Here is a 13,223-nt window from a genome sequence, read left to right as displayed (position 1 = left end):
CGATGCACGTGCGGCCCATGGGGGCCGATGACTGGCCCGCCGTTGAAGCCGTCTACCGCCAGGGCATCGCGACCGGGAACGCGACGTTCGAATCCGAGCCGCCCTCGGACTGGTCGACCTTCGACGCCGGCAAGATCACGACGGGACGACTCGTCGCGGTCGACGACGACGGAATCCTCGCGGGATGGGTCGCGGCATCCCGCATCTCCGCACGTGACGTCTACCGCGGTGTCGTCGAGCACTCCGTGTACGTCGCGGATTCCGCACGCGGCCGGGGCGTCGGCGCGCTGCTTCTCGCGGCCTTCCTTCGCGCGGCCGACGACGACGGGATCTGGACCATCCAGTCGAGCGTTTTCCCCGAGAACGTCGCGAGCCTCGCACTCCACGAACGGGCCGGTTTCCGCCGGGTCGGGCAGAGAGAGCGCATCGCCTTCATGACCTACGGTCCGTGGGCCGGTCAGTGGAGGGACACCGTCCTCATCGAGCGCCGCCGCCCCGACTGACCAGAGGGCTGAGCCACCGCCCGCCGGGCCGGGTCAGCGCGCCAGCAGCTGGTCCCGGACCGAGCGGCGGAGGACCTTGCCGATCTGCGAGCGCGGGAGGTCGTCGACCTCGACGATGCGCTTGGGCACCTTGTAGGCGGCGAGGTGTCCGCGGCAGAAGTCCCTGAGCGCATCGGAGTCGAACACGGCCCCGTCGCTGACGACGACGGCCGCGACGACGTCTTCGCCACCCGAAGAGCGCGGGAGGCCGACGACGGCCGCCGCGGTGACGTCGGGATGCTGCGTCAGGATCTGCTCGACCTCGGTCGGACTGACGTTGAAGCCGCCCGTGATGATGAGCTCCTTGACGCGGTCGATGACGGTCACGAAGCCGTCGTCCGACACCGTCACGATGTCACCCGTCCGGAGCCATCCGTCCTGGAGGAGCACGGCGGCAGTCTCGTCGGGTCGCCGCCAGTACCCCTGGAACACCTGCGGACCCCGGATGAGGAGCTCCCCCGACTCGCCGAGCGCGCGGTCCTGCGACGGGTCGTCGGGGTCGACGACACGGATCTCGGTGCTGGGGAAGGGCACGCCGACGGTGCCGGGCCGCCGTGTGTGTCCGATGGGGTTTCCGAGGGCGACGGGCGAGGTCTCCGTCATCCCGTACCCCTCGACGAGGAGGCCGCCGGTCGCCTCCTCCCAGCGCGCGACGGTCGCGACGGGAAGGCTCATCGCGCCCGAAATGGCGAAGCGGATGCTCGAGAGGTCGACGCCCTTGCGGGTCGTCGCGCGCGACAGCGCGTCGTAGATGGGCGGGACGCCCGGGAGGAAGGTCGGCGGGCTCTTCTTCGCCGCCGCGACGACGAGTTCGACATCGAACTTCGGGAAGAGGACGACACGCGCGCCGATCGAGATCGCGAACGTGAGGCACAGGGTCAGCCCATAGGCGTGGAACATCGGGAGAACGGCGTAGAAGGTCTCTTCGCCCTCGCGAAGACCCGGGACCCACGCCCGACCCTGCGCAGCGTTGGAGCGGAGGTTCCGATGCGACAGGATCGCCGCTTTGGGGGTTCCCGTCGTGCCGCTCGTCAGCTGGAGGAGCGCGATGTCGTCGAGGGTGGGAGAAGGATGCTTGCGCGACAGGCGGCGCGCGCGTGCGAACGCCGCCCACTCGAGCACGCCCTTGGCGGTCGGCTTCGCCGTCAGGGCCGCGCGGGATTCGCGGGCGCGGGCGACCGGGAGGCGGAGAGCCGCGCGGGTCGTCCACGGCATGGCATCCGTCAGGTCGACGGCCACGATGGCGGCGGGAGCGATGTCGCGCGGGAAGTCGGCGACGACGTCTGCGACCTTGTCCCACACGATCGCGACGACGGCCTCGTGCACCTCGAACTGGTGCCGGAGCTCCCGCGGCGTATAGAGCGGGTTGTGCTCCACGACGATCGCACCGATGCGCAGGGCCGCGTAGAACGCCACGACGTGCTGCGGACAGTTCGGCAGCACGAGCGCGACCCGGTCGCCGGCCTCGACGCCGAGCTTGCGGAGGGCGTTTGCCGCGCGCGACACCTGCTCACCCAGTTCGGCGTAGGTCGTGCGTTCGCCGAAGAACTCCAGCGCGACCTGATCGCCGTAGCGGGCGACGGACGCCTCGAGCATTCCGACGAGCGTCTCGGCGACGGGTTCGATGTCGTGGGGCACGCCGTCGGCGTAGGCGCTCAGCCACGGGCGGTCGCTCAGGGGTGCACGGGAGTCGTTCTCTGTCGTCACGCCGCCAGCGTACGGGTTCGAGCCGTGGGCATCCTGACGGTCTCCGGCTCCGGCATGGGCGAGGCGTCGCCGTCCGAAGGTCAGTCCCCGCTCTCCGCGAGGAGAGGCAACACGTCGCGGGAGAACTGCGCCATGAACCGTCGCTGGTCGAATCCGGGCGCGTGGAAGACGAGGTGCGTGAAGCCCGCCTCGATGTACTGCCGGATGCCCGCCGCGACCTGCTCGGGATCCGAGCCGACGATCCATCGCGACGCGATCTGTTCGATCGACAGAGCATCCGCCGCCTTCTCCATCTCGACGGGGTCCGTCAGATCGTGCTTCTGCTCCTTCGACAGCGACAGGGGCGCCCAGAACCGCGTGTTCTCGAGCGCGCGCTCGGGGTCGGTGTCGTACGAAACCTTGATCTCGATCATCCGCTCGACCGATTCCGGATCGCGACCGGCGGCACGCGCGCCCTCGGTGACGGCAGGCTGAAGCTCGTCGGTGTAGAGGGGCATCCCCTTGCCGGACGTGCAGATGAAGCCGTCCCCCGCGCGGCCGGCGTAGCGGGCGACGACAGGCCCGCCCGCCGCGACGTAGATCGGCACGGGTCGCTCGGGCCGGTCGTACACGGTGGCATCTCGGACCGAGTAGTACTCGCCGTCGAGGGTCACGCGATCCTCGCTCCACAGCAGGCGCATGAGATCGACGGCCTCGCGCAGCCGAGCGAAGCGCTCGCGGAACGCCGGCCAGGGCCCCTCCCACCCCGATGCGACCTCGTTGAGCGCCTCACCCGTGCCCACCCCGAGGAAGATGCGCCCCGGGAAGAGGCATCCCATCGTCCCGAAGGCCTGCGCGAGCACTGCCGGGTTGTAGCGGAACGAGGGAGTGAGGACCGACGTGCCCAGGGTCAGCGACGACGTCCGCTCTCCGACGGCGGCCATCCATGCCAGGGCGAAGGGGGCGTGTCCGCCCGTGTGACGCCACGGTTGGAAGTGGTCGCTGACGGTCACGCTGTCGAATCCGGCCGCTTCGGCCTCGACCGCGATCTCGACGAGCTCGCGGGGCGCGAACTGCTCCGCCGACGCCTTCAGCCCGAACCGCACGACGCTCATGATCCGATCCCCTCGACCGGGAAATCGATGATCTGGCGGATGGATCGGCCCTCGGCCAACTCGTCCATGCCCGCGTTGATGTCCGACAGGTCGCGGTGCGCCGAGATGAGTCGGTCGATCGGGAGCCTGCCGCTGCGCCACAGCTCGACGTAGCGGGGGATGTCGCGCTCAGGGACGGCGGAGCCGAGATAGCTGCCGACGATGTGCCGCCCCTCCGCGACGAGCAGGAGCGGACTCACCGACACTCGCGCATCCGGATGCGGAAGGCCGACCGTCACCGTCGTGCCCCCCGGCGCCGTCAGGACCAGCGCCATCTCGAAAGCCGCCGCAACGCCCGCAGCCTCGACGACGACCTCCGCTCGCACGCCCGCTTCGCGCGCCTCGTCCGGCGTGTACACGCGCGCCGCGCCGAGCTCGAGAGCCGTCGCACGCTTTCCCTCGTCGAAGTCCACGCCGATCACCTCGATGTCGTCGAGCGCGCAGGCCGTCAGAAGCGCCGCCATCCCGACGCCCCCGAGTCCCACGACGCAGACACGGTCGCCGGGCGCGGGAGGTGCGGCGTTGAGAACGGCGCCGCCTCCCGTCAAGATGGCGCATCCGAGGAGTGCCGCGACATCGGGGGGCACGTCGCCATCGACCCGGACGACAGAACGCCGGTCGACGACCGCCGCCGTCGCGAAGGCGGATACTCCCAGATGGTGCTGCAGATCGCGGCCGTTCTCGTGGAGACGGCGCTCACCCGACAGCAATGTGCCCGCCGTGTTCGACGCGCTCCCCCGCTGGCAGGGGATGCGGCCGTCGCTCGCGCACGCGGCGCACTCGCCGCAGCGCGGGAGGAACGTCATGACGACGCGGTCACCGACCTCGAGGTCGTCGACGTCCGGACCGCGTTCGACGACCCGACCGGATGCTTCATGCCCCAGCAGCATGGGGAGGGGACGCGAACGGTCGCCATTGATGACCGAGAGGTCCGAGTGGCAGAGCCCCGCCGCTTCGATGCGCACGAGGATCTCGCCCGGGCCCGGCGGATCGAGGTCGATCTCGGCGAGCCGCAACGGCATCGACGCGCCGTATGGGCGGGGCGCGCCTTCGGCATCCAGAATTGCTCCGCGGATTCTCACAGCGCGGGCACCACCTCTCTGATGAGCAGGTCCAGCGACGAGTACGCCGACTCGGCGGGCATGTCGGGCCACTCGGTCCGGTAGATGAACTCGTCGACGCCGATCTCGTCACGGAAGCGGGCGAGCTCCGTCCGGCAGTGCTCGGGGTCGCCCACGATGAAGCGGCCCCGGCCGACGGTGTCGGCCTCTCCCGTGAGGGCCTGATGATCGGGATGCCCGTCGTCCTGGCCCCACGCGGCATAGCGGCCGTACTTCTTCTCGAGATAAGGCAGCGCCTGCGCGCGGGCCTGCTCGTTCGTCGAGGCGCAGAACACCTCGCGGAACGCCGCGATCCACCCCCGGCCGTTGCCCTGCTCGACGGAGGTCTCGCGGTAGAGCGCGGCCTGTCGCGCGATCGTCTCACTCGGCGCGGCCGGGTTGAGGATCCATCCCTCCGAGAGCCGCCCCGCACGGCGTACGGCGGGGTCGCTCGTGCCACCGATCCACACCGGGATGTCGCCGGCGACAGGTGGCGTTCCGATCGTCGCCCCTTCCAGCCGGCACCAGGGCTCGTCCGCGTCGACCGCTTCGCCGCGCCAGAGTCGACGGGCGATGTCGAGGCTGCGCTCGAACCGCTTGACGCGCGAGGGACGGTCGACGCCGAAGGCGGCGAATTCCTCGGGACGGTAGCCGAGACCGAGGCCCGCGACGGTCTTTCCGCCCGTGATGACGTCGAGCGTCGCGAACTCCTCGGCCATCGCCACGGGGTTTCCCAGCGTCCAGAGGTGGATGCCGGTCCCGAACGTGAGGCCGGGCGCCTCCGCAGCCAGTCGCGCGAGGAACGGCAGGGGCTGGAGGCGCTGCGTCCCCTCCGTGATGAAGTGCTGTCCCGTGAAGATCGAGTCCCAGCCTGCTTCTGCGACGGCCCTCGTCATGTCGAACTGCTGGCCGAGGTGCGCCGACAGGTCTGCGGGAGCCGTGTGCTCGTTCGTGAGGAAGAGTCCGGCCTTCATCCGGCATCCGTCCGTGCGAGATGCGCGAACTCGTCGGTCGCAAGGACCTCTTCCAGGAGCGGGAAGGCCATCATCGGAACGTGGAAGCCGCCCACGAGCCCCGCGAGCTCGAGCGCGTTGACGATCTCCTCGCGCGTCGCGCCGTGACGAAGCGCCTCGCCCATGTGGAACTTCAGGCCGTAGGTGAAGTACACCGCCGCGTCGGCGGCGATCATGATGAGCTCCTTCGTCGCGCGCGGCAGCACGTCGTTCTCGTGCACGGCGTGCATGTACGACGCGTGGAACTGCGCGAGGGCATCCGGGCTCTGCCTCGACGCGATCTCGAGGTTGGGGTGGACGACGCCTCGATCGCGCTCGATCCGGGCGACGAGGTCGGTCACCGCCGTGGCATCCATCACTGCCCCTTCGCGAAGGTCGTGGGCTGCGTCCAGTCGAACGGAGCGTCCTGCAAGGACCACCCGTGACCGAGCTCGTAGGCACGGGCGAGGGTCAGCAGCCGCACGTCGTCGTGGCGTCGAGCGACCGCCATGACGCCGACCGGGAGCCCGTCGGACTCGGCGGCGGGCATGCTGATCGCGGGGTGGCCGGTGAGGTTGAAAAGCGGGACGTTGTGCATCATGCCCCAGCCCCGCAGCGACCGCTCGACCCCGTCGACGTCGTCGCGGGCGAGGAAGGGCGTGTGCGACGTCGTCGGCATCATGAGCACGTCGACACCCTCGAGCGCCGCGTCGACGTCGGCGCGCATGCCCGCGGCGAGCTGGTGCGCGCGCGCTCCGACTTCACCGCCGCGCTGCCGGTTGAGGTAGGTCCCGACCATGAGCACGGCCTTGAAGTTGTCCGGCAGGTGGTCGCCCCGGGTCGCGAGCGACGTCGAGAGCGCCGCCGCGAACTCCGGTGAAGACTCCGCGAGCCAGTGGTAGGCGGTGGGCCACCCGAAGGTCGCGGCGGTCGCCGACTCGAGCATCGCGGCGAACATGACGTCGCCGCCCTCGGCGAGCACGTCCAGATCGACGTCGACGACCTCGGCCCCGAGCGCGGCGAAACGTTCGGCGGCGGCGCGGACGGCGTCCGCCGTCTCGAGCGTGCCCTCCGCGGCATCCGGATCGTCGGCCGCACGGAAGCCCTGACGGACGAGACCGATCCGGACACCCGTGAGGTCGGGGCCGGTCGCAGCCACCTCGGCGGCGTACTCGGGTCGCTCGATGCGCGCGGGGGCGTCGTACTCGGCATCGTCGTAGACGACGGGCGAGACGACCGCATCCATTCCGCGCGCCATGATCTCGACGCTGCGGGCGAGCGGCCCCGCGTGGTCGAACCGCCAGTCCGACGTCGGGATGCCGCTGAACGGCACGAGTCCGTGTGTCGGCTTGAGGCCCAGGACGCCGCTCCACGAGGCCGGGATGCGGCATGACCCGCCCGTGTCCGTCCCCCACGCCAGATCGACGCCGTCGTACCACAGCGCCACGGCCGATCCCGTCGACGACCCCGACGCCGTACGAGCGCGATCGAAGGGGTTCTCGACGCGTCCGTGGCCTGAGGTCTCGCCACCACCGGAGAACGCGAACGCCTCCATGTTCGTCGTCGCGACGATCCGTCCGCCCGCCGCGAGCACCCTGCGCGTCAGCTCGGCATCCTCCGACGGCACGAAGTCCGTCAGGACATCCGATCCCATGCTCATGGGAACCCCCGCGACGGGGATGTTGTCCTTCATGACGACGTTCAGCCCGTCGAGCACGCCCGACGCAGCCGGCTCGGCGACGTCGACGACCCGGAGGACGGCGTTCAGCGGGTCTTCGTCGCGCGCGGGTCGACGTCCGGGGTCGCGCCGCGGCGCAGCGGGCTTCGCCTGCGCACGCGCGACGTCGTCGAAGCGGTCGACCGTGTCGATCATGTAGTCGGTCAATGCCTGGAATCGCTCCGCGTCGGCGGCGGAGATGGGGAAGCCCAGTTCAGTGGAGAGGGTGGTGATGTCCTCGGGAGTCATTCGGCGCATCGTCGCTCCTTTCGGGGTCAGGGTGTCAGAGGTGATTGTGTACGAGGTGTGCCGGGTTGTCCCGGAAGATCAGCTCCAGCTCGCGGCGTGACAGACCGGCATCGGCGAGCCCGTCGGCGAGGTCCTGCAGCATCGTGCTGGAGGACGGGCTCCAGTCGAAGAAGTAGTCGGATGTCGCGACGCACCGTTCTGCGCCGACGAGCCGCACCATCCCGGCCAGGTCGGCGTGGGTGACGCGTCCGATCTGCGGGTACGCGCCGAGGGCGCAGATCTCGACGAAGGCGCCGAGGCGGGCGGCCTCGACCATCTCGTCGGCGCGGGCCCCGATCGAATGGCTGTCGGGATGCGCGAAGACGTAGCGATCGCTCAGCCTGCCGGTCTTCAGGAGAGCGATCGTCTCGGTCGTGCTGACGTGCCCCGAGTAGACGAGGACGGGGAAGTCGTCGAGCACGTCGAGCAGATCCGCGGTGTCCGCCGTGAGGTCGCCGTCATCCGTGAGGATCCGCGTACCGCTCTCGCGAGCCGGATCGAAGCGATCGATGACGCCGGCGATCCGTGCCGAGATCCCCCCGCGGGCCAGGTCGCTCGCCGCGCTCACGGTCGGGAGGAACACGACACCAGCGCCCTGCTTGACGGCCATCTCCACGATGTCGGGCGTGATGCCGCCCGCGAAGCGGTTGAGGGTGATCGAGGGGATCACCGCGATCCCCTCGACGGCCCGGGCCACCATCTGCGCGCGCCCGATGGTCGGCCATACGTGAGATTTGAGCACGACCCCGCGCATCCCCGCATCCCGGCACGTCGTGACGTCGTCGACATCGGACACAGGGGTGCGCAGATCATCGGAGATCTCCGGATACCCGTGCCGGTGGAGGTCGACGGCTCCCTCGAGGATCCCCTCCGCGACGGTCACTGGCCGACCTCACCGAGGACGGCCGCCTCGAGATGCTCCGCCGCCTCGATGCCGACGAGCGAGTTGAGGGTGCCGAGGGTGGACATCTGCCCGACCCACGCGGAGCTGTCACCGTCGGCCAGAAGATCGCGGAAGAAGCGGACGAAGACATCCGATGCGATCCGGAGCGACGACGTCGGGTACAGCACGATGCCGTAGCCGAGCTCGGCGAACCTCTCGCGAGAGAGCATGGGCGTCAGCCCCGATTCCGACATGTTGGCCACGAGGATGCCGGGGACCTCCCGCGCGATCTGCTCCACTTCCGCTTCGCTCTCGGGCGCGTCGATGAACAGTGCATCGGCGCCCGCGTCGTGGTAGCGCCGAGCACGGTCGATCGCTTCCGCGATGCCGTACGGTGCCCGCGCATCGGTGCGGGCGACGATGAGCGTGCCCGCATCTGCGCGGGCGCGCACCGCGGCACGGATCTTCCGCACCATGACGTCGGTCGGCTCGACGGACTTGCCCCGCAGATGCCCGCAGCGCTTGGGCCACGTCTGGTCTTCCAACTGGATGCCGGCAGCACCCGAGGACTCGAGGCGTTCGACGGCCCGCGCGACGTTGACGACGTCGCCGTAGCCCGTGTCTGCGTCGACGATGACGGGGATGTCGACGACGGCGGTGACAGCCCGCAACGACTCGGTGATCTCGGCCAGGGCGATGATTCCGATGTCGGGAAGGCCGTGTCGCCACGCGGCCGTCGCGTATCCGCTGACGTACGCGGCCGTGGCGCCGGCGCTCTGCGCGGCAAGGGCTTCGAGAGGGGTTCCGACACCGGGGAGCAGGATGGTGCCCCCCGCCTCGCGGATGGCGGTGGCGATACGCGACTCAGGCACCGGCGGATCCTCTCCGGCCACGGCCGGCCAGAATGGCGGCGAAGGAGACGGCCAGCAGAAGAGCCAGCCCGTTGAAAACAGGCGCCACCCAGAACGGCGCGCCCAGGAGGTTGAGACCCGAAACGCCGACCGCCAGCACGAGGACGCCGACCATCGTGCCCCACACGTTGAACCTTCCGCGACGGATCGTGGTGGCCCCGAGGAACGCCGCGGCGTAGGCGGGGAGCAGGAACGCGGGACCCGTGCTCGGGCTCGCGGAGCCGACGGTCCCGGTCTGGAGCACACCGGCGACGCCGGCGAGCGCCCCCGCCCCGATGAACGCGATCGCGAGGTACGCGTTGGTCGGCACGCCTGCCAGGCGCGCAGGTGCGCGGCCGAGTCCCGTCGCTGCGAGGTAGCGGCCGAAGGGCGTGCGCTCGAGCAGCAGCCACAGGATCAAGGCGATCACGATGAGGTAGTAGAACGTCAGCGGCAGACCGAGGAAGCGGCTGCGCGCGATCACGGTGAGACCCTCGTCGATCCCCTCGAAGAGCACCGACCCGTTCGTCAGGAGGAGATTGCCGCCCGACAGGAGGGTGCCCATGCCGAGCGTCGCGATGAATGCGCTGACGCGCACCTTCACGACGAGGAAGGCGTTCACGGCGCCGATGATTGCGCCGGCGCCGATGCCGAGGAGAATGGCCGGCACGAGAGGCACACCGCCGATCGAGGCCCACGCCGTCAGGACCGACGTGAAGCCGAGGGTCGCTCCGACGGACAGGTCGAACTCCCCCGCCGCGAGCGGCAGGATGACGGCGAGCGCGAGGATCGCCGGGACGGCTTGATTGTTGGCGATGGCCTGGAAGTTCGACCAGGTGGGGAAGAGGGTGGGCGCCACCATCGAGAAGACGGCGATGAGCACGAGCAGGAAGATGACGATGGCGTAGTTGCCCACCGCCTGCTGTGCGATGCGGCGGCCGGTGCCGCGCGTGGCGGCAGGAGTGGCCGTAGTGGTCATGAGAGGGCTCCTGACGAGGATTCGGGTGACGGTGGAGAGAAGCTGGACGACGTGAGGCGTTCGACGGTGATGTCGGACCCGCTGACCTCGTCGACGAGTCGTCCGCGATCGAGCACGAGGACCCGATCGCACAGTGATGCGAGTTCGTCGAAGTCGGTCGACGCGACGACGAGGGAGATTCCCGTCGCGGCGAGTTCGCGACAGATGCCGGCGATCTCGCTGCGTGCGCCGATGTCGATGCCCTGTGTCGGCTCGTCGAGCACGAGGACGGACAGATCGAGGGCGGCATTGCGGGCGAAGACGACCTTCTGCTGATTGCCGCCGCTGAGATCGTCGATCGGCGCGGAGGGGATGGGGGGACGAACCCCGAACCGCTCCACGAGGGTGCGGGCGAGGTCGTCTTCCTTGCGCCGATTGACGAAGCCCGCGTCGCTGACGCTGTGGAGCACGCTGAGCGTCGCGTTCTCCGCGACCGTCATTCCCGTGACGGCGCCTTCGGCTCTGCGATCCTGCGGGACGTAGCCGACGCCGCGACGACGTGCGTGCCGGGGCGACCGCGGCGCATATCGCTCGCCGTCGAGCGCCAGGCTTCCCGCCGTCGGAGCCTGCGCGCCCGCGAGCATGCGGGCGAGCTCGGAGCGTCCGCATCCGATGAGGCCGGTGATCCCGAGGATCTCACCGCGACCGACGTCGAACGAGACGCCCTGGAGGCGCGGACCTCGAAGGTCTTCGACCGCCATGACGGTGGGGCGCTCGACACTCGAGCGCTCGTGGGAGACGACCGGTGCCGCCCGGCCGAGTACGAGCTCGATGAGGTCGCCCGTGGAGTGTCCCGCGTTCGGCGTGTGGGTCACGAGGCGACCGTCACGGAGGATCACGAGATCGTCGGCGATCTGTCTGACCTCGTCGAGGCGGTGAGAGACGTAGACGATCGAGGCGCCCTCGGCGACGGCGGCGCGCAGCGCGCCGAGCACTTTCTGCACCTCCGACTCGGGCAGGGAGGCGGTCGGCTCGTCGAGGAAGATCGTCGGCCGCTCGGCTTCGAAGAAGGCGCGGGCGATCGCGACCATGGTCTGCTGCGCGGGGGCGAGCTGGTTCATGAGCGTCGACGGGTCGACGTCGACGCCCAAGCGATCGAGGGTGTCCGTGACACGAGCATCCTGGTGCCGCTGGGAGATGAGTCCGGCGCGCACGACACCGGTGAAGCGCTCCGTCAGCGCGAAGTTGTCGCTGACCGACATGGCCGGCACGATCGCGAGGTCCTGGTGGAGGAATCTCACCCCGAGCGAGTGGACGTGGCGAGGGTGGGCGGGAAGGGGAAGCGGCTCACCCTTCACGAAGACCTCGCCGACGCCGGGGTCGGGGGTGTAGAAGCCGGAGAGGATCTTGATGAGAGTCGACTTGCCGGAGCCGTTCTGCCCGAGAAGGGCCGTGACGCGTCCGGCGCCGAACGAGACGGTGACGTCATCGAGCGCACGCTGGGCGCCGAAGGTCTTCGAGATGTTCCTGACCTCGATGGCAGCATCCATGGGAGTTCCTTGCTTCGGGGTCGGGGAGGACGCACGCGCCCTCCCCGACCGGACGAGGGGCGACGTCAGCCGATGCCCCACATGCGGCTGTACTCCGAGCGGAAGTCGTAGTCGCCGGTCCAGGCCGTGCCCTGCTCGGGCAGGTTGTCGGCGGTCAGGATGCGAGCGGGAACACCGTCGTCCTCGACCATCGGAGCGCCCTGGCTCAGTCGCAGGACCGCATCGGCGCCCGCCCAACCGACCCACTCGAGCGCCTCGCCGACCACGATCTTCTGCGGTGCGCCGGAGCGGATGAACTCGAGGTTCTGCAGGTTGCCGTTGAACGACGCGACCATGACGTCATCGCGGCCCGACTGCTGGACCGCCTGGACCATGTCGGTGGCGGCGGCGTCGTACGGAGCCCACAGGACGTTCACGTCGGGGTGGGCCTGGATCGTGCTCTGCACGAGCGAGACGAGATCGGGACCGCCCGCGGTCTGCGAGATGTCCTGCTCCGCCACGATTTCGCATCCGGAGCAGTCGGCGAAGACCTCTTTGCTGCCTTCGACGCGCTTGACGACGGTCTTGAACTCGTTGCCCGTGAACATCGCGACCTTCGCGTCGCCGCCCGTCTCCACGACGATCTGCGCCGCGAGCATCCGGCCTTCCTCGTCTCCGTGGAGGGACACCTCGTGATCGAGTCCCGTCGTGTTGTCTGTCGCGGAGGCGACGACGAAGATGCCCGCGTCACGAGCACGTTCGAGCGCGCCGGCGACGATGTCGGGGTCGATGGAGACGAGGAACACAGCGTCCGCGTCCTGCGTGATGGCCTGGTCGATGGCGGCGTTGTCCAGCGAGGGGTCGCCCTTCGGGTCGACGAGGGTCGTCTCCCATCCGAGGGCGTCGGCGGCCTCGATGAAGCCCTCCGCCTGGCGCTTGCATCCCTCGGTCGCCATTCCGCAGGGCACGACGACGACGGACAGCGCCGTCCCGTCCGCCTGCGGGCTGTCTGTCGGACCGGGCCAGGCGGAGATCTCCTGTCGACCCTGCTCGGCGATCGCGGCGATCGCCTCCGGCACAGCGCCGGCCTCGGCGCTGGGTGCCGCGACGTCTTCGTCCGGACCACTGCATGCGCTGAGCAGCAGGACAGCCGTAGCGAGGACGACGGGCGCGAACCACATCTGCTTCTTCATGGCTCGACTCCTTTCACATTCGATGTCGGGTGCGGCGGGTGCCGCGGGTGGTGCAGTCACCCGGTCAGGCTCGTCGGGCGAGAAAGCTCCGAGAACGGCGTCGGTTTCGGCTCCGACTTTCGGATACCGGTTCACTGTGCGAACCAGTGTTTCTCTTTCTGAACCAGAGGCTAAGGCCGACGCCCCGCATCGGTCAATACGCGATGTATGACATTCGTGTTACGACGTCGAGCGTCGGCGGACGGCGTATCCGCCGAATCCGGGCACGCCGAAGACCCTCCTCGCCGGCCA

Annotated in this window: 12 protein-coding genes; 1 reads left to right on the top strand and 11 read right to left on the bottom strand. The window is 69.6% G+C overall.

The features are described 5' to 3' along the window. Positions 1-2 precede the first annotated feature (2 nt). The gene (locus tag FBY39_RS06785; RefSeq protein WP_396652298.1) at positions 3-503 is read left to right on the top strand and encodes a GNAT family N-acetyltransferase; all 501 of its coding nucleotides are present in this window, start codon (positions 3-5) and stop codon (positions 501-503) included. 33 nt (positions 504-536) lie between these two features. On the opposite strand, the gene FBY39_RS06780 is transcribed toward FBY39_RS06785, so the two are convergent. From FBY39_RS06780 to FBY39_RS06730, 11 genes are all read right to left on the bottom strand, one after another. Then, positions 537-2,249: a long-chain-fatty-acid--CoA ligase gene (locus FBY39_RS06780; protein WP_141931308.1), complete on the bottom strand. Its 1,713-nt coding sequence runs from the start codon at positions 2,247-2,249 to the stop codon at positions 537-539. 80 nt (positions 2,250-2,329) lie between these two features. After that, positions 2,330-3,343: a glucose-6-phosphate dehydrogenase (coenzyme-F420) gene (gene fgd / locus FBY39_RS06775; protein WP_141931306.1), complete on the bottom strand. Its 1,014-nt coding sequence runs from the start codon at positions 3,341-3,343 to the stop codon at positions 2,330-2,332. Beyond that, the gene (locus FBY39_RS06770; protein WP_186336929.1) at positions 3,340-4,464 is read right to left on the bottom strand and encodes an alcohol dehydrogenase catalytic domain-containing protein; all 1,125 of its coding nucleotides are present in this window, start codon (positions 4,462-4,464) and stop codon (positions 3,340-3,342) included. Before FBY39_RS06770 ends, fgd begins: the two co-directional genes overlap by 4 nt. Beyond that, complete coding sequence (locus FBY39_RS06765) at positions 4,461-5,456, bottom strand: LLM class flavin-dependent oxidoreductase (protein ID WP_141931302.1); 996 nt, start codon at positions 5,454-5,456, stop codon at positions 4,461-4,463. The genes FBY39_RS06770 and FBY39_RS06765 overlap by 4 nt, the downstream gene beginning before the upstream one ends. Beyond that, the gene (locus tag FBY39_RS06760) at positions 5,453-5,851 is read right to left on the bottom strand and encodes a carboxymuconolactone decarboxylase family protein (protein WP_141931300.1); all 399 of its coding nucleotides are present in this window, start codon (positions 5,849-5,851) and stop codon (positions 5,453-5,455) included. Before FBY39_RS06760 ends, FBY39_RS06765 begins: the two co-directional genes overlap by 4 nt. Beyond that, complete coding sequence (locus FBY39_RS06755; RefSeq protein WP_141931298.1) at positions 5,851-7,449, bottom strand: amidase family protein; 1,599 nt, start codon at positions 7,447-7,449, stop codon at positions 5,851-5,853. The genes FBY39_RS06760 and FBY39_RS06755 overlap by 1 nt, the downstream gene beginning before the upstream one ends. A gap of 25 nt (positions 7,450-7,474) precedes the next feature. Beyond that, the gene (locus FBY39_RS06750) at positions 7,475-8,362 is read right to left on the bottom strand and encodes a DUF6282 family protein (protein ID WP_141931296.1); all 888 of its coding nucleotides are present in this window, start codon (positions 8,360-8,362) and stop codon (positions 7,475-7,477) included. Then, a complete protein-coding gene (locus FBY39_RS06745) occupies positions 8,359-9,234 on the bottom strand; it encodes an oxaloacetate decarboxylase (protein ID WP_160133013.1) in 876 nt (291 codons plus the stop codon). Before FBY39_RS06745 ends, FBY39_RS06750 begins: the two co-directional genes overlap by 4 nt. After that, positions 9,227-10,231, bottom strand: a complete 1,005-nt coding sequence (locus FBY39_RS06740) for an ABC transporter permease (protein ID WP_141931293.1) — start codon at positions 10,229-10,231, stop codon at positions 9,227-9,229. The genes FBY39_RS06745 and FBY39_RS06740 overlap by 8 nt, the downstream gene beginning before the upstream one ends. Beyond that, complete coding sequence (locus FBY39_RS06735) at positions 10,228-11,760, bottom strand: sugar ABC transporter ATP-binding protein (RefSeq protein WP_141931291.1); 1,533 nt, start codon at positions 11,758-11,760, stop codon at positions 10,228-10,230. The genes FBY39_RS06740 and FBY39_RS06735 overlap by 4 nt, the downstream gene beginning before the upstream one ends. A 65-nt stretch (positions 11,761-11,825) precedes the next feature. Continuing rightward, the gene (locus tag FBY39_RS06730; RefSeq protein WP_141931289.1) at positions 11,826-12,932 is read right to left on the bottom strand and encodes a sugar ABC transporter substrate-binding protein; all 1,107 of its coding nucleotides are present in this window, start codon (positions 12,930-12,932) and stop codon (positions 11,826-11,828) included. Between the last annotated feature and the right edge of the window lie 291 nt (positions 12,933-13,223).

Source organism: Microbacterium sp. SLBN-146 (assembly GCF_006715145.1).
Classification (GTDB): domain Bacteria; phylum Actinomycetota; class Actinomycetes; order Actinomycetales; family Microbacteriaceae; genus Microbacterium.
This window is presented reverse-complemented; position numbering and strand designations above follow the sequence as displayed.

Excerpts from the sequence above, each read along its gene's own strand:
- FBY39_RS06785 (WP_396652298.1), top strand. The coding sequence starts at position 3 with ATGCACGTGCGGCCCATGGGGGCCGATGACTGGCCCGCCGTTGAAGCC.
- fgd (WP_141931306.1), bottom strand. The coding sequence starts at position 3,343 with ATGAGCGTCGTGCGGTTCGGGCTGAAGGCGTCGGCGGAGCAGTTCGCG.
- FBY39_RS06765 (WP_141931302.1), bottom strand. The coding sequence starts at position 5,456 with ATGAAGGCCGGACTCTTCCTCACGAACGAGCACACGGCTCCCGCAGAC.
- FBY39_RS06760 (WP_141931300.1), bottom strand. The coding sequence starts at position 5,851 with ATGGATGCCACGGCGGTGACCGACCTCGTCGCCCGGATCGAGCGCGAT.
- FBY39_RS06755 (WP_141931298.1), bottom strand. The coding sequence starts at position 7,449 with ATGCGCCGAATGACTCCCGAGGACATCACCACCCTCTCCACTGAACTG.
- FBY39_RS06740 (WP_141931293.1), bottom strand. The coding sequence starts at position 10,231 with ATGACCACTACGGCCACTCCTGCCGCCACGCGCGGCACCGGCCGCCGC.
- FBY39_RS06735 (WP_141931291.1), bottom strand. The coding sequence starts at position 11,760 with ATGGATGCTGCCATCGAGGTCAGGAACATCTCGAAGACCTTCGGCGCC.
- FBY39_RS06730 (WP_141931289.1), bottom strand. The coding sequence starts at position 12,932 with ATGAAGAAGCAGATGTGGTTCGCGCCCGTCGTCCTCGCTACGGCTGTC.